The sequence below is a fragment of the Gammaproteobacteria bacterium genome (assembly GCA_024235095.1).
Classification (GTDB): Bacteria; Pseudomonadota; Gammaproteobacteria; order Competibacterales; family Competibacteraceae; genus UBA2383.
Genome location: JACKNC010000002.1, coordinates 809,719 through 829,779 on the forward strand (window position 1 = coordinate 809,719; position 20,061 = coordinate 829,779).

A 20,061-nucleotide genomic window follows, 5' to 3' on the forward strand; every position below is an offset into this window, starting at 1 on the left:
GGTTTTAGGGTGTGGTGAATTCGCGTTCGACCGAACGGATTTCCAGCCGCAAATCCTCCCGGCCCTTTTTCTGCCGAGTGATGCGCACGGGGAGATACTGCAAATCGGTAGCGAACCAGAAGGTGGTGATGCGACTTCCATCCGATTGGGCTTGACTAACGCGCACCGTGTGCAATTCGCCGAGCGCCGTTTTCAGCGTTTCCTCGCCTTCGTTGCGGATCTGATAGGTGCGAATTCGGGTTCCATCAATCAGTGCGTACTGTTCCGGCAACTGATCGCGCTCCAAATCCCACATCACCATCAGATGCAGGCTGAGTGGGTCGGTCACGCCAGGCGATAGCGGTAATGTCGCTTGTTCGGCATTGTCGTGGGCCTCGACCTGCCCGGTCGACCGGTTGAAGCGCAATTGGATATCGCGAGTCTCTCCACCGGTGTCCGCCTGTTGTGCGTACTGAGTGGATTGGACTTGGCCATTATGAATTTCGCCGCTGGCTTGCTCCTGAACCTGGTTCGACGTCAACAGCCCGACCAGACGGTTGGGACGCACTTCAAAACGCATGGCGTAATGGCTCGGTTCAGGGTAGTCCAGCGCCATAAACGCCTCGCCCAAGGGGAGACCCACGCCATACAGCTCATAGCGAGCCTGGAAAGGCGCGACGGGTTGCTCCACGGCAGCCTGAGCTAACGGGTTGGGTAACGTCAGCCATAGGCTAACGAGCGCAACCGCGCAGGTCCGTAAATTCAAGCTTGTAATTGCGCTAATTGTTGACGGCGTTCGCACAACAGTGTTTCATAGGCGCGACTGAGCGCATGCTCGTAGGCGCAATCACCGCTTTCGCCCATTTCGTGCAGGCGGGTCTCAAAAAAGGCGATCTCCTGACGCAGATAATCGGCGGCCCGATAGTCGGCCACGGGATGACCCAGGCTGACAGGGCGAGTGCTTACGGCCAGATTTGCGTACATTGTTTTATCCTCCTCATCATGTTTTATGGTTTATGGTTCCTGTTCATTGATAGCTTAGACGCGCAAAGTGAATTTCGCATGACAACCGGTGGGTTTAGAGAGTGTGAAACCGCATTGATAAATCGATGGCCCGCACATCCTTAGTTAAGCCGCCAATCGAAATATAATCGACGCCGGTTTCGGCAATTGAGCGAACCGTGTCGAAATTGACATTGCCGGATGCCTCCAGTTTGACTCGCCCACCGGTGATTTTCACCGCTTCAGCCATAGCCGTTAGATCAAAGTTGTCCAGCATGATGATGTCAGGGTGAGCGGCCAGCGCTTCTTCCAGTTCCGCAACGTTTTCTACTTCCACTTCGACCGTGACGCCGGGATGCAGGCGACGGGCGGCGGTGATGGCGTTGCTGATGGAGCCAGCGGCCATAATGTGATTTTCCTTGATTAGCACGGCGTCAAACAGGCCAATGCGATGGTTCTGGCAGCCACCGCAGCGCACCGCGTACTTCTGCGCCAACCGCAGGCCGGGGAGAGTTTTACGGGTGTCGAGAATCGTGGCCTTGGTCCCCGCCACCTCATCGGCATAGCGACGAGCTAGGGTAGCGGTGCTAGACAGCATTTGCAGAAAATTGAGCGCGGTGCGTTCGCCCGTCAACAAGGATCGCGCCGGGCCGCGCAGGGTGCAAAGCAATTGGTCCGGCGTCACAAGGTCACCGTCAGCCACTTGCCATTCAATGGCTATCTGTGAATCCAGTTGGCGGAATACCGTATCAAACCAGGCTGCGCCGCACAGCACGGCCGGTTCGCGGCTGATAACTGTCGCCTCAGCCTGGGCGTCTTCTGGGATCAGAGCCGCTGTCAAATCACCGTTGCCGACATCCTCGGTTAATGCTAGAGCGACGCTAGGGTTAGGATCAGGCATTTGCATGGGACATTCCTCAAACGTTAATCTTCTTTCAGTTTAGCCGAATTGCTAAAAGTGTCGCTATCCAGATGCTTCCTTATGGGGTCCAAGTCGCCATCAACCGGTATTTTCGATCCTTATTGAAGCTACCAGCATAAACTAATCACTATCAGCCTGCAGGGCAATCGCGCTATGTGGTCGCTGGACTTGGCTGACCGAAGAGCAGGCGCAACCGGAACTCATCGTTTATCCCCCTTGCCAGGAGGAGAGGGAGATTAGCCGTACGGTCCCCAGTTCTTGCTTCATACGACTGAAATCGTTTTGACATCTTGCGAACACAACCGCGCCACAAAATGTATTAAGCGCGAGCGCGCCAGTACGATCAACTCGACTTCATGGGACTAAGCGATGAGCAAAAACAAGACACTGGTTGTAGCACTAGCCATGCTAACTGGCGCCGGGATCGGCGTCGTACATGCTGAAAGCAGCGCGACCGCCAAGAGCACCCAGCTGCCGTCCTGGGAATCCTACCCTCAACGGTTGCAATGGGACAGCGTGCAACTCGGTCCGCGGCCATTCTACCTGGTCGAGGGCATGGACGAGGGAGTGCTGAAGGATCGCCTATTGGAGTGCAAGGATGGGCCTTTTTATCGCACTGACTTTTCCATTGGCCACCGTGGCGCGGCCTTGCAGTTTCCAGAGCACTCGGACGTGGCCTATATGGCGGGCATTCGTATGGGGGCTGGCATCGTGGAATGTGACGTGACCTTCACCAAGGATGGCGTGTTAGTGTGCCGCCACAGCGAATGCGACTTGGCGACCACCACGAACATCGTTGCCACTGATCTAAACGCTAAGTGTACGGTGCCCTGGACCGGTCCAGTAGACGGTGCTCACCCTGCCCCACAGTGCTGCGCTAGCGATCTGACTTTAGGAGAATTTAAGAGCTTGAAAGCCAAGATGGACGCCAGTAACCCCGCCGCCGACACGCCAGAGGGCTTCCTCGGCGGCACCGCCAACTGGCGTACTGATCTCTACGTTGGTCGCGCTAATGTGGTCACTTTCAGGGAGAGCATCGAGCTTAACGAACTCAACGGAGTCAAGCATACTCCCGAGTTGAAGGGCGCTACACACCAAGACCGCATCGAAGCCATCTTCGGCGGTCAGGCGCAATATGCCCAGAAATTTATCGACGAACTCAATGCCGCCGGCGTTGATCCTACACGGGCATGGGTCCAATCCTTCAACCTGGACGACATCCTGTACTGGATCAAGAACGAACCAGAATTCGGCCAGCAGGCGGTCTACCTGGACAGCATCGACCCTACTGCCAACCCGCCCATCCCGCGCCTGACCGTCGCCGAGTTGAGGCAACTGAAACAACAAGGCGTGCAGGTATTCGCTCCGCCCATGTGGGCGCTGCTGGACGTCAACGATGCCGGCGAGGTGATTCCGTCCCAGTATGCCCTGGATATCAAGGGCGCTGGACTGAAGATCATCACCTGGACCTTCGAGCGCTCCGATCTACGCAATGGTGCGTCCAAAGGGGGCTGGTACTACCTGTTTGACCCCGAGGGCAAAGCTATCCGCAAGGACAGCGACATGTACAAAGCGTTGGACGTATTAGCTCGCAGGGTCAGAATCGAGGGAATCTTCTCCGACTGGCCGGCCACAGTGACCTATTACGCCAACTGCATGGGCCTTTAACACGCCTTGGTCGGGGCGGTATTGCGCTGCTCTGGCCGCAGGACCATCCGATTAATCCCGTCCCGCTACCCTGACGATCCGTCTGCGATCAGCTCTCACATAGTAAGACTGCTCTGTGATGCCTGAAACCTCTATTGCCGATGCGAATCTGAATGAGCTATCCTAACGCCAATCATTGTTCGTGAGGTTTTAGCGGGTTACGCCTTTCAGGCTGGTGTGGTGGAATGGTATACACACAAGACTTAAAATCTTGCGCCCTGACCGGGCTTGGGGGTTCGAGTCCCCCCACCAGCACCATATTTTCAATGGGTTAGTGTAGGGCGTTTTTCAGTCACATTGTTTAATCGTTGTCGTTTTTGGCGGTTTTTCGCCCTTGATTGTCCCGCCAGTGTCCCAAGGCCATAAGGCGCTTTGTGGACAACCCGACTTATCCCCTGCCTGTGGATAACTTCACTGTGGATAAGTCGGCTTATCCACAGAACGCCAGCGCCATTCAGGCGATCGGGCGATCTTCTGTTGCAGAAGGCCGCGCCGCCCGAACACGGGCAATGATGTCATAGATTTGGGTGACGGTGAGCTTGTAGCGTCGAGCCAAGTCAAGGTGGTTATGCCCGGTGAACTCCTGATAGAGGGCCGCATCGCGGGTCTTGCGCTCGTAGTCCTGTCCTTTGGGCAGATAAACCAGAGACCCACCAAACACGGTACGCAAATCTTCAACCTGGGCCAGCGCCAGGGCGTCGGCCTGGTCAGCGGAAAAATGTCCGTTCAGGCGTAACCGTAGCAGTTGCGCAATGTCGGCCAGGATCGGCGGGTAATGTTCGGGAATCTGCATGATGACCTCGACGCGATAGGGAGCGGGAACACGGTCATTTTATCCGACCTGGGCACGGCATTCTGCTTGCCTGATCAGGGGCTTAGTGTTGTCGCTGTTTATCCGGGTTCTTCCCTGTTCTTCCGGGTTAAACGCCAGTGATGTTATCGGGAGCGGGGGCGGCTCCCCCGTAGCGGCGCTCGTTTAAGGCGGCGGTCAAGCTGACGAACCCTTTGCTTTATGGCACTGATGAGGTTCTGGGGGTTGCTATCCCCGCGTCGCCTCCCCAACTCTTTCCGTTCAGATCGCCAGATCATCATCAAACCCGGCCTGGGCGGGTTCCGGTTTGGGTTTGGGGCGTGGGCGCAAGGTCGCCAGTTCGTCAATTACCACGTCCAGCCCGGCCTGCGCTTCGCCCTGTTTGTTCAGCCACGCGGTCAGCTTGGCGCGGCCACTGATCGAAATGGCCTGACCGGCTTTCAACGTCGCCAGCCGCTCGGCTTGTTCCTGGAATCCAATCAGCGAAACCCACGCGATGCCGTTTTCGCTGGCGTCGGCCTTGAGCTTGCCGGTGGTGAACGGTTTGCCGTTCTGACTGGTTCGGGCTTGCGGGTCGTTATGCAGCGTCCCGGTCACCAGAGCGCGGATCATGGCGTTTCCCCTGTGGCATACCAAAATCCGGCTTTTGCTTCGATCAATCCTTGAAGCATCGCTGCGTCTTTCGCCTCTTCCCATCGGGCTTTATCCCAACCAAACGCTTCCATCAGCGCCGCCCGGTCACGGCCTCGATAACCGTTTTTCAGGCCGTGAACCAGGGCGGCCACGTCGTTTTTCGGCGTTGCGAAATTTTCGGACCTTGGGGGAACAGACTCACCAGACTCACACGACTCACAGATAACCACCATCTCGTTTTTGCCGTCCATGTGAGTCGTGTGAGTCGTGTGAGTCTGTTCAACCTCACTGCAAAATTTTTGGAAGCGATTTTGATCAGCAATCACTACGCGCCAAATCTGGCGATTTTGCGAGCTTCCCCTTTCCTCAAACCGCGCGCCAATCTCGAATCGGCGACTGAATTTCTTGAGGAATTCACCGATTACGCGGGTACTGATCATGCCTTTTCGATCCTGGAAATGATCATTCAGCACCTCCCACAGATCGGGATAGCAGCGTTCTTCATCGCCTTGGTCATTGATGCGCGTCTCATTCGCCTTGGCGACGGCCTCTTTGCTGGTGGCTCCCGCACTCTTGAAGGTCGCATACCACGCCAGCATCAGCGCGCGCAGTTGCAACCGATCGGGGTCGGCTTCCTCAAATTCCGCGCGTCCGACATTGGGATCGGCTTCACCCAGCCAAATCAGCGCGGCGCGCACGGTGTTGGACCAGTCCTCGAAACCGCCCAGGGCTTTCATGGGTTGCTTGGGTTTGCCTGCGGCCAGGTAGGCGCGCAGGATCGTCAAGCCGGCGGTCACCAGTTGCGGGCGATGTCGGGGAATCCAGTCGTACAGATCACGCTTGAATTCCCGCTCTTCCGGGTGTTCGCACTGGGCATCTAACCGGCAGGGAATGCAGCGCCGGGTGATATCGCCGATCACTTGCAGGTTATTGCCCGTGGCCATCCAGGTGCAGCAGGTCGATACGCTGATCGTCCGGCTGTACTGTAACAAGCGGTCACTGTAGGAGGTTTGCGAGAGTGCGCTGCACAGCGCCGCCCCTTGCAACGGTTCCTCCAGGTTGTCGAGATTGACCACGGCCGCACCTTGCAACAGTACGGACAAGACGCGCTTGCGCATCTCTTCCGGGTCACGGGTGAAGCTCATGACTTTGGCGGTGTTGCCGGTCGCCACCAGTGCAACCACATCGGCCAGCAAGCTCTTACCGCTGCCGGGGTGCGGGGCATCGAAGGTATGCATCGGGGCCGTGCGCAACGCGGGCCGAATCAAGGCGGTGAGCAGGGCGGACAACGCAGCGGCGCGGTCACTGGGTTCTGCAAAGGGAAAGCCCGCAAGCACTTCTTGCCCGATGAAGGTCAGCGCCGCCTCGGCCTGGGCACGGGTTGGGTGTTCGGGAATCTGGGGGAAGACCACGCCTTGCGCCTCGAACAGCAATCCGGTGGCTGGGTCATAGCCGGGTTGATCCAGCAGTGAACCGTCGGGCCGCAAGGTGGGCGCGTTGACCACGCCACTGAGCGCCGGAAATAGCCATTCACCCACACGCGCCAGGAGAGCGGTGGCGGCGGCGCGCGGCGCATGGCAGCGGGCGTAGTCGTTTTTCCGATCCGACCAGCGCTCAAAGTGAATCAGCCGGTTGATTCGATCCAACAGATGCTCCGTATCCAGAAGTAGGATACTGGTCACCTGTTGGGGGCGCTCCTTGCCGCCACGTACCACGCAATCAGGAACGCACACCACGCGGCAAAGCGCATCGCCACGCTGATAGATCGGGGCGCTATGCGTCATCAGCGCGGCTTCAACCGCGTCGACCGCTTCGGGTAATTCGCCCGCGTTGATCCTGACCTTGGCAGAACGCGGCGCGGGGATCGGCGGTTGCTCCTCGAGGACTTCTTTGGATGTAGCCTCTTGGCGAGGAGCCGGGGCCTGTTCCACCAGGGCCAGCAACTCGTCTCGCGTGTGCCCTTGGTTCAGCCAGTCCGAAACGTCGCCCTTTTCGGGCAGACTGGGTAATTCCAGCCAGCGCAGGTCAGCGACGTTGCCCTGAAGCTGCTGGGCAATGTGCTGCATATGCGCGCGCCCTGGGGCGTCATTGTCGGGAATCAACACCACGCGGCCAGCGCCGGACAGTTGCGCGGTGTAGTCCTTCCGCCACTTGGCTTTCTTGCCCGGTTCGGAAGCGCCTTCAATGTTCGTGGTGGCAATCCATTCAAGCGCCGCCAGGCGATCAGCGTCTTTCTCACCTTCTACAATTAGAATGGTTTGCCCTTCGGCGATGCCTTTCAAGAGTTCCGGAAAACGGTAAAGCACGATGGGGCCGACGCCGGCTTTGTAAACCCATTTTCCAGCCACATCCTGATGGCGAATGGCAAAGCCTTTCGGTTCATAGCGGATCTTCTGGCGGACCTCGTGACCGTCTAAGTCGCAGTAGGAGTACGTCGCCGCGATGCGGCGCTGGCCAGGCTTCGCGGGTTTGTGCGCCAGATCCAGCTTGGCCACAATCGCCTCGTAGGCGCAGCCGGCATGGCACTTCATCAAGATGGCTTGTTGGTCGCCTTCCCGAACCGACAGGCTAGGGGTGTCGTCTTCATGCGCCGGACAACGCGCGCGCCATTCATCGCCGGATCGCTGCGGGGTGTAACCGGTGACCTGGGCGAGCTTGACAAGGATGTCATCCAAAGTGTTCGTCATAATTGCACCTCCCCTTTTAGAAATCCGTTAAAGGTTTCTTGCAGCGCGGTATGCAAGATTTCGATAGTGCGCAACTCGGCGAGCAGCAAGGTGGCCACCCCGTGCAGATGCTCATAGTTCAGGTCGAAATCATGGAAGTTGGCTTGATCGAAAACACACGCCAAAAAGTTCATGGTGTTTTTGGCGTGACCAATTCGCCAATCAATTTCATCGCGGAAGGTCGGATTCGGGCCGGTGCTGTTTTCGCGGGCCGCTTGAATCAAGGCGATTTCAACTTCGTTATGATTGCGAGACGAGGAAGGGATTTCAGATTTCATGAGACGAACTCCTGTGTTGCGGGAGCCGTCGCTACTCTTGTCACGGAGTAAGGGCGGCGGGCTGTGCGGGGGTGACAAACCGGACACAGGGAACCGGCCAGCCGCAAGGGCTGCCCCACACAACCCGCCATTGCAGAGAACGCGGGCGCAAAAAAAGCGCCGATTTCGCAGCAAGGGGGCGCTGTGCGCCTGTGGTTTTTCCGGTTGTCACGCCGGGTCGCTGATTTTGCAGCGACAGGTAAATTGTAGCACACGACTCCATCGTTGAAAGTGGATTTACACGCGGTTGACAGCCGCATTGAAGGGACATTATTCACGGTCGGTGGGTACGCGCAAGACTTTGTTTTGTGGACACATAGATTGAGACTCATTCTATGTGTCCCGGCCTTGCGTAACTCCAACAAACTCAACGGATGAAGCGCCAATAGCGACAGGGAAAAACCCGGCAGACGCCTCAGCCTAGCCTGCCGGGAAAGTCCCTACCGCGAACCTAGAACGACAGCCCGACCTCTCGGAGCTCGGTCACCAGCGCCAGGCGGGTTGTCTCCACCAGGGCGCGCAAGTTGGGATGGCTGAACAGCACGTCGGGGTGACCGGGGCTGTACGCCACGGGTTCGGGCAGGGCCATGTTCTGCGGACGCTTGATCAAGTCCAGTTCATGCAGGAACGGCGGCGGGCCGGAGCGATGCAGCGCCGGGCTATGCCGGATCGCCATCGCCTGCAGCGCCTGAATCTTGGCATAGGCGTTGACCAGGGCATCGCTGGCGGCGATATAGGCGCGCCCGGCTTCATCCTGTTCGCTGAGAATGAATGCCTTGAGAGCATCGTTCAGCGCATGATCCATCACCTGGCCGCTTAAAGCCTCCCGGCGGCGCGCTAATCCGGCCAGGGTCTGCCGGGCCAGGTCGCTCTGGACGGTGGCGTCGGCCTGGGCCTTTTCCCAATCCGTGCGGGCTTTGCGGAGTTGTTCCGCCAGCACCTCGGGCTTGGCGGCGGGCGTTTCGCCGGCGGCAGTCTGGGCGAGGGCGTCTTCCAACTGGCGTTGCAGTTGGTCCACGGCGGCATGATCTACGGCGGCACCATCAATGATTTGCTGCTGGACGGCCATCGCGGCGTCCAGCTTGGCCAGCGCTTGGCCATGTTCCTGTTGACGGTTCAGCACGTCCAAAACGGCGGTGAGAGCGGCGGTCGTTTTCATGTCTGAAATCTCTTCGTTGGGGGGCGGGGGAAGGGTTAGTCGGCGGCGTAGAACGCGGCGGTTTCCAATTGCTGCCAGGCTTGCCCATAGCTCAGGCCCTTTTCCCGAGACAGGGCGAGGGCGCTTTGGGCGCGCTGGGTGATCAAGAATCGTTCAACAGCCTGCTCAATCGACAGGTGCGGGTTGTCGGCGCGGTCGCGCTCAATCTGGGCGCGATGCTGCGGGGCAAAGCGGGCGAGCGGATCAGGGTCAGCGCTGGCGGTTGCGCGATTGGCGGCGCTGCGGTCGGCGGGGGGCCAATAGGCTTCCTTGACCTGTTCTAACCCCTTGGCAAAGGCGTCGGCGAAGCTTTCGTTTAGCTGGCGCTTGGCGGCCTTTTCAGCGGCCTTTTTTTGGAGTAGTCGCTCATACGCCTGTTTGAGATTAATGCCTAAGTGCTTCAATGTTTCGTCAATAAAAGCTTGATCCTCTTTATTCAATTTCACGGGAATGGTGAATTCCTCAGCGACAGCGGGGAAGAGCGACATCGTGGGATTTCCTTTTTGGTTAAGGGCTTTCAAATCAAGATTCGGTTGGTTGGTCAGGCCGGCGCTGGTCAGCCGGACAATGCGCTGGCTGCCCTTTTCGTATTGGAAGACGGGCGATAAGTAGCGGTATTCCTTCGCGGTAATCTGCTGCCGAGCGCGTTCTGTCCAGTCGATTTGACCCCAGACCGAAACGCCGCCACGCACTTCCAAGCGGGTAACCCAGCCGGCGGCGGGCGCGTCCAGACCTTGCGGGGCGCGGTGTTCGCTGGCGTGCTCAAAATCGACAACGAGGGGTGTCCGCGTCTGGTTCACCACGGCATGGGGCATGTCATTGAGCCAGCGCCGCCCGTCATAGCCGGTGATATCTGTGGCATCGGGGAGCAATTGAATCCACGTCGGCGCGGCGCTGGCGCTAGCCGTCGCGGGCAGGGCGGCGTTGAAGGCAAAGGTCAGCATGGGGGTTTCCATCCTTCCGGTAGGGCATAACGGGCAAGTCCGGTTCCATGATCCTGACTCGCAGTAATCGGCCAGCCTCGGGCGCGCAGGCGGTGAATGAGGCTACTTAAGCGCCAGATCGAATGACGCGAGGCGGCGGTCACAGCATCAACCGGTTCGCCACTCAAGAGGTCGGCGGCGATGGCGTCAATCTGGCGGCGTTTCATGGCGTCGGAAGTTGCAGCGTCTTGATCAGCCGGTCCCATCCGGCCTTGGCGTTCAGAACCAACTGCGCAAAGTCGGTAAGGGCAGCTTGGGCTTCCGGGCTGAAATGAGCAGGCACCTGCATTTCATCCATACGGCGCAACTGGATCACGTAATGACTCATCATGGATTTGCCGATGGTGACGCCACGTTCTGCCAGCCAAGCGCACAACCCTTGAAGGTCGCCATAGCCACGGCGGCGGATTTCCGCGTTCAGGGCGGCGCGGTCGGCGGGGTTCATCCTGCGGTCAAAGCGAGCGCGGGGCATCAGAGGCGAGCCTCCCCTTGCTGTACGCCGTTGCGCTGATCAAGCCAGGTGAAAAATCGGCCTTCGTCGATAACGATTCGCCGACCTACTTTGAGAAGAGCGCCGACTTCTTTTAAGCCATTGCCGGGCAGCTTGCCCTTACTGCGGTCGCGTTCATCGCTGCAATGAATCAGATGCCGGATACTGGCTTGGCTGAATGCGGGGTGTCGTTCGGAAAACTGCTTGACAGATAGCAGGACTCGCGGTTGCGGATGGTTCATGATTTTGATTGGCCTCTTGCTCGTGGTTTGTGCGGCCAATCATGACGGGGTGTTGCGGGGATGTCTTACCGATTGGAACCAATTGGAACCAATTGACCAATTGGTCAATTGACGGCTATTTGCGACGAGTTTTTATCTCAGCTAACCATTTATTTATTGCGCGCTTTTCCGCAGGGATAGGAATGCCTTCAAGCTCTAAATCTTTCATCCATTTGTATGCGAGAGTTTCAACATCACCATCTAACCAGTCTTGTCCATATTGCTGTGATAACGCAGCATCCAACATTTTAAGCAGGGTTGATTTGGCTCTGGGCGGGATGTCTTCATTACCACATGAAACGATAGCAGCGTTATCAAGAGGCAGGGGTTCCCGGTATTCAGGAAATAGAAACAGTGGCTTTTGTCCTATCCTTTCCGCCCAACTTCGTAAAGACGCGCGTTCATAGTCTGGGCTTTCTTGAACCCAAGCTTCCATTCGCTTGCCGTGGCTGTCCGTATAGTAACGGCGTCCAGTGTCGCCAGTTAAAAGTAATTCACTGCGTAATTGAGTTTCACTTAAGGCAAGCACAAAGCTAGTTATATTGCCGGGATGATCATTACCGTAATTGGGTTGAAGACCAAACCACAAATAAGCAACTTCGTGTGCGGTAAATATTCTCCGTAGGTCCCATACAAAAAAATCGGTTATCCTATTCGCTTCCATCTTTTTGTCCTGATGAGTACGCCGGAATCCTTGCCCGAGGGTTCCGGCATTTTTGTTTCTGGGGCTATTCGCCGAAAATCTTGGCGTTCATGCGGTTTACCACGCTGGCGGTATGCGGTTCCGACAGGTGGGTATAGCGTTTCACCATCGCGAGGGTTTTATGGCCCAGGATGGCGGCGATTTCTTGGAGAGTTGCGCCGCTCATGGCCAGGTAGCTGGCGGCGGAATGTCGTAAATCATGCCAATGGAAATCCTGAATCTGGGCCGCCTCCAGTGCGGTCGCCCAGGCATGGCGGAATTGTGCGGGCTGATTCGGATAGCGGCCAGGAAAGACCAGGTCGGAATCAATGCGCCGAATCTTGGCTCGGTCGCGCAACAGATCGAGTGGCTGTTCCCCCAAGGGCAAGGCGCGGCGCTCCCCATTTTTGGTTTCCAGCAAGGTGACGGTTTTACGAACCAGGTCGACCTGCGGCCAGCGCAACCCCAGAATTTCCATACGGCGCGCGCCGGTCGCCAATGACAAGAGCACGGCCAGGTAAAGATCGGGGTTGCTACTGGCCTGACAGGCGGCCAGCAGGCGGTTACGTTCGGAGTCACTGAGAAAGCGCACGCGGCCTTTGGACTCCTTGCCACGGCTGACCAGTAACAGCGGATTGCGGTCCAACCATTCATATTCTTTAACCGCAATGGTGAAGACATGGGAGAGGGCGGCCAGGTAGCGATTGACGGTCGCTGGAGAACGCGGGCGCGTGCCGGCGCTGGATTCGGTTAAGGCTTCCCGTTGCTGAATGATCAGAGCCGGGGTGATGTCGGCCAGGCTCAGGTGGCCCATGCGCTGTTGCCACCAATGCAGTTGCCGGGCTTGCTGGTCCGCAACTTTCTTATGGGCCAGGTGGTGTTTGCAGTAGCGTTCAATCAACTCGTTGACGGTATGCCGTTGTGCGACCGCGACGGGAAAATGGCGATGTTCCCGCAACTCGGTTTCAACCTTCGCCGCCCACTTGTTGGCATCGCTGCGACTGGTGAAGGTCGCCGTCTGGGGTGGATGGCCTTTCAAGCGCACCTTGACGCGGTAGTGGGGGTCGCCGTCGGCGGATCGGCGCTTTTCGATAGTCGCCATAGCAGTAGGCTCTTGTGGGGAATCAGGAGCGATAACCTACCAAAATCGGCGATCATCAGCAACACAAGATTATTAATCCTATGCGTATGCGATAATTATCTATATTTATTAAATACTTTTCGATAGAAACCTTTGCTAATGGGGCAATTTTGGGACTTGACGCAGTGCAACATGAATAAATTTGTCGATTTCAAAGCCGATATGAATTGCTGTAGAGTGTTGCTGATGCTCTTGGGTAAATGTCCCATTTCTGCCCCATGATCAGCGGATAAAGAAATAAAGATGTTATTAATCAATGGCGTTATGAAAACCGGAATAAGACTTAAAATCTTGCGCCCTTGCCGGGCTTGGGGGTTCGAGTCCCCCCACCAGCACCATTTAAACTGGCCATTCAACGTGCGGCGCATCGGGATTGCGGCGAAATAGAATGGCGACATGCCCGATTCGTTGCACCAGCGTTGCGTCGGACTCGGCGCAGAGTGCTTCAATCATCCGTTCGCGCGCATCGCGATCCTCGGCGTTCACCCGCACCTTGATCAGTTCATGGTGACTGAGCGCCTGATCAATTTCCTGGCTGACTCCCGGAGTGACGCCGTTGTTGCCAATGATCACTACAGGTTTGCGATGATGAGCCAGCGCTTTAAGGTGGCGTTTTTGCGATAGGGTCAAGGTGAGCATGAGTAGGGAACCCGACAGGATAAAAGAGGCGGATAGTGTACCCGCCCGCAAGGGCTTCGCGGTAGCGCCGAGTCCATTGAATGAAGTAAAGCTCGACTTGGGCGTGATCCTGGTCGTGGGTTTGGTGGTGTTGCTGGTGCAGGGACGGGCGCTGGACAGTATCCCATTGCAGTTGCTGCTGTTGCTGAGTTATGGCGTGTTAGGCATGATCTGGATCATCGTCCGCACGCGACGGGTCATCGCTAAAGTGACTCAGAAACGCGAGCAATCCCCGAATGCCGCGCAGTAAAAGCAGCGCCCGCTGGTTGCGGGAACACTTCACCGACGAATATGTCAAGCGCGCGCAACGGGAGGGCTATCGCTCTCGCGCAGTATATAAACTGCTGGAAATTCATGAAAAAGATCGGCTGCTGCAGCCTGGCATGACCGTGGTCGATTTAGGCGCGGCGCCGGGCGGCTGGTCGCAGCTGGCGGTGCGTCAGGTGGGGGAGCGGGGCATCGTGATCGCTCTGGACATCCTGCCGATGGAATCCTTACCCGGCGTCGAATTTCTTGAAGGGGATTTCCGTGAAGCCGAGGTGCTGGAGCGTCTATTAGTGATTCTGGCGGGCCGGCCGGTGGATCTGCTGTTATCCGACATGGCGCCGAATGCCAGCGGCCTGAAAGCGGTCGATCAGCCGCGCGGGATGTATCTGGCGGAACTGGCCCTGGATTTTGCCCAGCAATGCCTGCGCCCCGGCGGCGATCTGTTGGTAAAAGCCTTTCAAGGTGAAGGTTTCGATCAATTTTTGAAGGAATTACGTGCCGCTTTTACGACGGTCGCGCCCCGCAAACCCCCGGCTTCACGCGCGCGCAGCGCTGAGCAGTACCTACTGGCCCGGAACTATCGCGGGTGAGTCGGTCTAAAAAATCGCTCTTTTTTTGAAGTCTTTGCAGTAATTACTCTGGAAAATCCGTGATTCATTCCCAAGTAGCTCCCAATTGCATTCGTTATCCCGTCCTGGTTTGCCGAGGTGTCCGTCTTGAACGACATGGTTAAAAATATTCTTTTGTGGGTAGTCATCGCCGTGGTGCTGATGTCGGTATTCAATAGCTTCGGTCCCAAGGTGGCGCCTTCCGCGCAAATGTCCTATTCCCAGTTCCTGCAGGAAGCCAAACAGGGACGCATCGCTCAGGTGAGCATTGATGGCCGCGCCATCATGGGCCGCACTAGCGGCGGCGAACGCTTCACAACCTATAGTCCAGAAACAGACAATAGCGCGATGATTGGCGAATTACTCAATCATGGCGTCGATATCGAGGGTCAGCCGCCTGAAAAGCAGGGGCTGTTGATGCAGATCTTCATTTCATGGTTCCCGATGCTGTTGCTCATCGGCATCTGGGTGTTCTTCTTGCGGCAAATGCAGGGCGGCGGCGCGGGCCGGGGGGCGATGTCTTTTGGCAAATCGCGGGCGCGCATGATGAGCGAAGATCAGATCAAGATCACCTTCTCCGATGTAGCCGGCGTAGATGAGGCTAAGGAAGAAGTCGCCGAACTGGTCGAATTCCTGCGCGATCCCGGCAAGTTCCAGAAACTCGGCGGCAAGATCCCGCGCGGGGTATTGATGGTGGGTTCGCCAGGCACCGGCAAGACCTTACTGGCCAAGGCCATCGCCGGCGAGGCCAAGGTGCCGTTCTTCTCGATCTCCGGTTCGGATTTTGTGGAAATGTTCGTCGGCGTCGGCGCCTCGCGGGTGCGCGACATGTTTGAGCAGGCTAAGAAGCACGCGCCCTGCATCATTTTTATTGATGAAATCGACGCGGTTGGTCGTCATCGCGGCGCGGGCCTGGGCGGTGGTCACGACGAGCGCGAACAGACGTTGAACCAATTGCTGGTGGAGATGGACGGCTTTGAGGGTAACGAGGGTATTATCGTCATCGCCGCGACCAACCGCCCCGATGTACTCGATCCAGCATTATTGCGGCCGGGCCGCTTTGACCGACAGGTCGTAGTGCCATTGCCGGATGTGCGGGGCCGTGAGCAGATTCTCAAGGTTCACATGCGCAAGGTGCCGCTATCCACCAATGTCAAGCCCTCGGTGATTGCGCGTGGTACACCCGGGTTTTCCGGCGCTGATCTGGCGAATCTGGTGAATGAGGCGGCCCTGTTCGCTGCTCGTGGCAACAAGCGCGATGTCGACATGGAGGACTTCGAGAAAGCCAAGGACAAGATTATGATGGGTTCCGAGCGCAAGTCGATGGTGATGAGCGAAGAGGAGAAGAAGCTGACGGCTTACCATGAGGGCGGTCATGCGATTGTCGGTCGCTTGGTGCCGTCCCATGACCCGGTTTACAAGGTCAGCATCATCCCGCGTGGCCGGGCGCTGGGCGTGACCATGTTCCTGCCTGAAGGCGATCGCTACAGCTTCAGCAAGCAGCGCTTGGAGAGTCAGATTTCCAGCCTGTTTGGCGGACGCATTGCCGAATCGCTGATTTTCGGCGCGGACATGGTGACCACGGGCGCGCAGAACGACATTGAACGGGCGACTGATATTGCCCGTAATATGGTGACCAAGTGGGGTCTGTCCGACCGGTTGGGACCATTGACCTATAGCGAGGATGACGGCGAAGTGTTCCTGGGGCGCAGCGTGACCCGGCATAAGAATGTCTCGGATGAAACCGCTCATGTCATTGATGAGGAAATTCGTTCGATCATTGATCAGAATTACCGGCGCGCCGAGCAGTTGCTACGAGATAATCTCGACAAGCTGCACCAGATGGCCGAGGCTTTAATGAAGTACGAGACCATTGATTCCGATCAGATCGACGACATTATGGCAGGCCGGCCGCCGCGTGAACCGGCGGATGTTAATGCTGATGACGAACCGCCTACCGGAACGACCATCGATCTGGACAAGGATCGGCGGGGTGAAAAGCCGATTGGCGGGCCGGCTGAGCAGCATTAATCGGCCTTACTCTTAACCCCTCTTCCACCGGAAATGAGTGACGGCAACCCCTCTTTCCCTGCGGAAGAGGGGTTTTGTTTTGAGGAGCGGTTGCAATGTTGATGGACTGTGCGGGAAAGAAACTGGATTTACGTCAACCAGTGGTCATGGGGGTGTTAAATGTCACCCCCGACTCGCTTTCCGATGGCGGGCGTTACCTTAACCTCGACGATGCCTTGCGCCGCGCTGAAATCATGGTGGCGGAAGGCGCGGCTATTATTGATGTTGGCGGCGAATCCACCCGGCCCGGTGCGCCGCCAGTGGCGACTCAGGAGGAGCTGGATCGGGTTTTGCCGGTGGTGGAACGGTTGACGCGAGAGTTGCCGATTCCGGTCTCGGTGGATACCAGCAAACCCGAGGTGATACGCGAGGCGATTCGGGCCGGGGCGGGCCTAATCAATGATGTGCGCGCTTTGCAATTGCCTGGCGCATTGGAGGCGGCGGCAGCCAGTGGTCTTCCGGTGTGTCTGATGCATCTACAGGGAAATCCCGCAACCATGCAGCAGAAACCTCATTACGCCGATGTGTTGGCGGAGGTGTGGGCGTTTCTGGCTGAGCGGGTGGGCGCTTGCGAAGGAGCGGGCATTCCGCGTGAGCGGATTCTGGTAGATCCAGGTTTCGGTTTCGGCAAGACCCTGGAGCACAATCTGGCGTTGCTGCGGCATTTGAACCGGTTTACCGGTCTTGCCGCCGGGGTGATGGTGGGCTTGTCGCGGAAGAGCATGATTGGCCTGTTGCTGGATGCACCGGTGAACGAACGGTTGGCGGGCAGCTTGGCGGCGGCGGTGATCGCGGCCTGGCAGGGGGCGCGTATCGTGCGCGTCCACGACGTGCGCGATACGGTTCAGGCTTTGCGGGTGTGCGCCGCCGTGCGCGCGGTGGACTGACGAAAGTTCTCGCACTATCGAGTTATTCAATCCACATCCCCCTCATCCCTCTTTAGCTAAAGGAGGGAATCCAGGATTCAAAACTTATCGAGAACCGATATTACCCTCTCAAGGTGGTAAAGCATGTCGCTATCAGTTGCCGGGTCTGCTATCTTGTAGCGTCTTTTTGCAACCCCCCTCAGTTCGCATGACCCGATTTATCTTCATCACTGGCGGTGTCGTCTCTTCGCTGGGCAAAGGCATTGCCGCCGCCTCGCTGGCGGCTGTTCTGGAAGCCCGGGGCCTCAAGGTCACCCTGGTCAAGCTTGACCCTTACATCAACGTCGATCCCGGCACCATGAGTCCGTTCCAACACGGCGAGGTTTTTGTGACCCACGACGGCGCGGAAACCGATCTTGACCTGGGTCACTACGAACGCTTCGTCTGCATGACCGCCACCCGGCGTAACAACTTCACCACCGGGCGCATCTACGAAAACGTGATTCGCAAGGAGCGGCGCGGCGACTACCTGGGCGGCACGGTGCAAGTCATTCCCCACATTACCGACGAAATCAAGCGCTGTATCCGTCTCGGCGCTGGCGAGGCCGACATCGCTCTGATTGAGATCGGCGGCACGGTCGGCGACATCGAATCCCTGCCCTTTCTGGAAGCGATTCGTCAACTGGGCCTGGAACTAGGCCGCGAGCGCTCGTTGTTCATTCATCTGACCCTGGTACCATTCATCAAATCTTCCGGCGAACTCAAGACTAAACCGACCCAGCATTCCGCCAAGGAATTGCGCTCCATCGGCATCCAGCCGGACATGTTGCTCTGTCGCTCGGATCGGGAAATCCCCCCCGAGGAGCGCCGCAAAATTGCTCTGTTCACTAACATCGAACCCAGGGCGGTGATTAGCGTCCCCGACGCAGATACCATTTATCGCATTCCCCTGCTGTTGCACGCCCAGGGCCTGGATGACATCGTCGCTCGTAAACTGCGATTGGACGACCTACCCCCGGCCCGTTTGACCGACTGGGAGCGTGTGGTCAACGCGATTGAAACCGCCATAGGCGCGGTGGACATCGCCATGGTCGGCAAATACGTTGATCTGACCGATGCTTATAAATCTCTGAACGAAGCGTTGTTGCACGCGGGCATCCATACCCAGACTCGGGTCAACATTCACTATCTGGATTCCGAGCGCATTGAACGGGAAGGTCCCGTCGCCCTGGAGCGTATGGACGCTATTCTGGTGCCGGGCGGCTTTGGCGAACGCGGCATCGAAGGCAAAATCGCCGCCGTCCGTTTCGCCCGCGAGCGGCGGATTCCCTATCTAGGCATTTGCCTGGGCATGCAAGTCGCGGTCATCGAATTCGCGCGCCACGTCGCCGGACTGGAAGGCGCGCACAGCACTGAATTTCGCAAGGACACGCCGCATCCGGTCATTGCCCTCATTACTGAATGGACCGACGAGACCGGCATTCTCCAGCAACGCCAGGAAGGCGGCGATCTGGGGGGCACCATGCGGCTCGGCGCGCAACCTTGTCACCTGACGCCCGGTTCGCTGGTTCACGCCGCCTATGGCAAGGAGGTGATTACGGAACGTCACCGCCACCGCTACGAATTCAACAACCGCTACCGGGAGTCGCTGCACGCCGCCGGACTGGCGCTGTCTGGTCATTCGCTGGATGACCGGTTGGTGGAGACGATTGAATTACCGGATCATCCCTGGTTCTTCGGCTGCCAGTTCCATCCGGAATTTACCTCAACGCCACGCACCGGTCATCCATTGTTCCGGGGATTCATGGAGGCAGCGATCCGGCAGCGCCAACAACGTCGGCAGGAGGCGAGCGCGCCATGATGAAACTCTGTGGCTTCGAGGTTGGTCTGGATCGGCCCCTGTTCCTGATCGCCGGCCCCTGTGTGATTGAGTCGGAACAACTGGCCCTGGACACCGCCGGCCAACTCAAAGAGATCACCGGGCGACTGGGCATCCCCTTCATCTATAAGTCGTCATTTGACAAAGCCAATCGCTCTTCGCATCAAAGCTATCGCGGCCTTGGCCTGGAAGAAGGGTTAAAAATCCTGGAGAAGGTCAAAACGCAGATTGATGTGCCGGTGCTGACCGACGTTCATGAATACACGCCGCTGGAAGAAGTCGCGGCAGTAGCGGACGTGTTGCAAACCCCGGCTTTTCTATGCCGGCAAACCGATTTCATCCAGAATGTCGCCCGTCAGGGCAAACCGGTCAATATCAAGAAAGGTCAATTTCTAGCCCCCTGGGACCTGCGGAATGTTGTGGTCAAGGCGCGCATGGCCGGCAATGATCACCTGATGGTGTGCGAACGCGGCGCTTGCTTTGGCTACAATAATCTGGTGTCCGATATGCGCGCCCTGATGGTGATGCGCGCCACCGGCTGTCCGGTCGTGTTCGACGCCACCCATTCGGTGCAATTACCCGGTGGTCAGGGCAACGCTTCCGGTGGGCAACGGGAATTTGTACCGGTGCTGGCGCGGGCCGCCGTAGCGGTCGGCATCGCCGGACTGTTCATGGAAACGCATCCTGATCCCGACCAGGCGCTAAGCGATGGCCCCAACGCCTGGCCGCTGGATCGCATCGAAGCCCTGTTGGTTACCTTGCAGGCGCTGGATACCCTGGTTAAACAGCACGGTTTCCTGGAAACCGGGCTAGAATAATGA

At 57.7% G+C, this 20,061-nt stretch carries 22 protein-coding genes and 1 tRNA gene; 8 read left to right on the plus strand and 15 right to left on the minus strand.

The window, feature by feature from the left end; genetic code table 11:
- Positions 1 to 4 precede the first annotated feature (4 nt).
- The 3 genes from H6973_16860 to H6973_16870 form a co-directional block, all read right to left on the minus strand.
- On the minus strand, positions 5 to 745 hold the full coding sequence (locus tag H6973_16860) for a DUF3108 domain-containing protein (GenBank protein MCP5127248.1): 741 nt from the start codon (positions 743 to 745) through the stop codon (positions 5 to 7).
- Positions 742 to 963 carry a hypothetical protein gene (locus H6973_16865; protein ID MCP5127249.1) on the minus strand — a complete coding sequence of 74 codons (222 nt, stop codon included), beginning with the start codon at positions 961 to 963 and terminating at the stop codon, positions 742 to 744. Before H6973_16865 ends, H6973_16860 begins: the two co-directional genes overlap by 4 nt.
- 94 nt (positions 964 to 1,057) lie before the next feature.
- On the minus strand, positions 1,058 to 1,888 hold the full coding sequence (locus H6973_16870) for a carboxylating nicotinate-nucleotide diphosphorylase (protein ID MCP5127250.1): 831 nt from the start codon (positions 1,886 to 1,888) through the stop codon (positions 1,058 to 1,060).
- Between the two features lie 420 nt (positions 1,889 to 2,308).
- Here H6973_16870 and H6973_16875 point away from each other — a divergent pair, with 420 nt between their 5' ends.
- Both H6973_16875 and H6973_16880 read left to right on the plus strand, forming a co-directional pair.
- On the plus strand, positions 2,309 to 3,571 hold the full coding sequence (locus H6973_16875; GenBank protein MCP5127251.1) for a glycerophosphodiester phosphodiesterase: 1,263 nt from the start codon (positions 2,309 to 2,311) through the stop codon (positions 3,569 to 3,571).
- A gap of 210 nt (positions 3,572 to 3,781) precedes the next feature.
- Positions 3,782 to 3,868, plus strand: a tRNA-Leu gene (locus tag H6973_16880).
- 196 nt (positions 3,869 to 4,064) lie between these two features.
- Here the strand turns inward: H6973_16880 and H6973_16885 are convergent.
- The 12 genes from H6973_16885 to yhbY all read right to left on the minus strand — a co-directional run bounded on the left by H6973_16885 (position 4,065) and on the right by yhbY (position 13,511).
- On the minus strand, positions 4,065 to 4,403 hold the full coding sequence (locus H6973_16885) for a hypothetical protein (GenBank protein ID MCP5127252.1): 339 nt from the start codon (positions 4,401 to 4,403) through the stop codon (positions 4,065 to 4,067).
- A gap of 279 nt (positions 4,404 to 4,682) precedes the next feature.
- Positions 4,683 to 5,033, minus strand: coding sequence for a single-stranded DNA-binding protein (locus H6973_16890; GenBank protein MCP5127253.1), 351 nt, complete (start codon positions 5,031 to 5,033; stop codon positions 4,683 to 4,685).
- Positions 5,030 to 7,741, minus strand: a complete 2,712-nt coding sequence (locus H6973_16895) for a hypothetical protein (protein MCP5127254.1) — start codon at positions 7,739 to 7,741, stop codon at positions 5,030 to 5,032. Before H6973_16895 ends, H6973_16890 begins: the two co-directional genes overlap by 4 nt.
- Positions 7,738 to 8,058: a hypothetical protein gene (locus H6973_16900; GenBank protein MCP5127255.1), complete on the minus strand. Its 321-nt coding sequence runs from the start codon at positions 8,056 to 8,058 to the stop codon at positions 7,738 to 7,740. The genes H6973_16895 and H6973_16900 overlap by 4 nt, the downstream gene beginning before the upstream one ends.
- Positions 8,059 to 8,548: 490 nt before the next feature.
- Positions 8,549 to 9,256, minus strand: coding sequence for a hypothetical protein (locus H6973_16905; protein MCP5127256.1), 708 nt, complete (start codon positions 9,254 to 9,256; stop codon positions 8,549 to 8,551).
- Between the two features lie 35 nt (positions 9,257 to 9,291).
- Positions 9,292 to 10,239 carry a hypothetical protein gene (locus H6973_16910; protein ID MCP5127257.1) on the minus strand — a complete coding sequence of 316 codons (948 nt, stop codon included), beginning with the start codon at positions 10,237 to 10,239 and terminating at the stop codon, positions 9,292 to 9,294.
- Positions 10,233 to 10,445, minus strand: coding sequence for a hypothetical protein (locus H6973_16915; GenBank protein ID MCP5127258.1), 213 nt, complete (start codon positions 10,443 to 10,445; stop codon positions 10,233 to 10,235). Before H6973_16915 ends, H6973_16910 begins: the two co-directional genes overlap by 7 nt.
- A complete protein-coding gene (locus H6973_16920; GenBank protein MCP5127259.1) occupies positions 10,442 to 10,750 on the minus strand; it encodes a hypothetical protein in 309 nt (102 codons plus the stop codon). Before H6973_16920 ends, H6973_16915 begins: the two co-directional genes overlap by 4 nt.
- A complete protein-coding gene (locus tag H6973_16925) occupies positions 10,750 to 11,010 on the minus strand; it encodes a hypothetical protein (GenBank protein MCP5127260.1) in 261 nt (86 codons plus the stop codon). The genes H6973_16920 and H6973_16925 overlap by 1 nt, the downstream gene beginning before the upstream one ends.
- A gap of 115 nt (positions 11,011 to 11,125) precedes the next feature.
- On the minus strand, positions 11,126 to 11,713 hold the full coding sequence (locus H6973_16930) for a hypothetical protein (GenBank protein ID MCP5127261.1): 588 nt from the start codon (positions 11,711 to 11,713) through the stop codon (positions 11,126 to 11,128).
- A gap of 64 nt (positions 11,714 to 11,777) precedes the next feature.
- Entirely contained in the window at positions 11,778 to 12,833 is a 1,056-nt protein-coding gene (locus H6973_16935) for a site-specific integrase (GenBank protein ID MCP5127262.1), read from the minus strand.
- 378 nt (positions 12,834 to 13,211) lie between these two features.
- Entirely contained in the window at positions 13,212 to 13,511 is a 300-nt protein-coding gene (gene yhbY / locus H6973_16940) for a ribosome assembly RNA-binding protein YhbY (GenBank protein MCP5127263.1), read from the minus strand.
- Between yhbY and H6973_16945 the strand changes: the two genes are divergently transcribed.
- The 6 genes from H6973_16945 to kdsA all read left to right on the plus strand — a co-directional run bounded on the left by H6973_16945 (position 13,510) and on the right by kdsA (position 20,058).
- The gene (locus H6973_16945; protein MCP5127264.1) at positions 13,510 to 13,800 is read left to right on the plus strand and encodes a hypothetical protein; all 291 of its coding nucleotides are present in this window, start codon (positions 13,510 to 13,512) and stop codon (positions 13,798 to 13,800) included. The genes yhbY and H6973_16945 overlap by 2 nt on opposite strands.
- The gene (gene rlmE, locus H6973_16950) at positions 13,787 to 14,407 is read left to right on the plus strand and encodes a 23S rRNA (uridine(2552)-2'-O)-methyltransferase RlmE (protein ID MCP5127265.1); all 621 of its coding nucleotides are present in this window, start codon (positions 13,787 to 13,789) and stop codon (positions 14,405 to 14,407) included. Before H6973_16945 ends, rlmE begins: the two co-directional genes overlap by 14 nt.
- 135 nt (positions 14,408 to 14,542) lie before the next feature.
- Entirely contained in the window at positions 14,543 to 16,456 is a 1,914-nt protein-coding gene (gene ftsH / locus H6973_16955) for an ATP-dependent zinc metalloprotease FtsH (protein ID MCP5127266.1), read from the plus strand.
- Between the two features lie 95 nt (positions 16,457 to 16,551).
- Complete coding sequence (folP, locus tag H6973_16960; GenBank protein MCP5127267.1) at positions 16,552 to 17,382, plus strand: dihydropteroate synthase; 831 nt, start codon at positions 16,552 to 16,554, stop codon at positions 17,380 to 17,382.
- A 187-nt stretch (positions 17,383 to 17,569) separates the two neighbouring features.
- Positions 17,570 to 19,222 carry a CTP synthase gene (locus H6973_16965; GenBank protein ID MCP5127268.1) on the plus strand — a complete coding sequence of 551 codons (1,653 nt, stop codon included), beginning with the start codon at positions 17,570 to 17,572 and terminating at the stop codon, positions 19,220 to 19,222.
- Entirely contained in the window at positions 19,222 to 20,058 is an 837-nt protein-coding gene (kdsA, locus tag H6973_16970) for a 3-deoxy-8-phosphooctulonate synthase (protein MCP5127269.1), read from the plus strand. Before H6973_16965 ends, kdsA begins: the two co-directional genes overlap by 1 nt.
- Positions 20,059 to 20,061 lie beyond the last annotated feature (3 nt).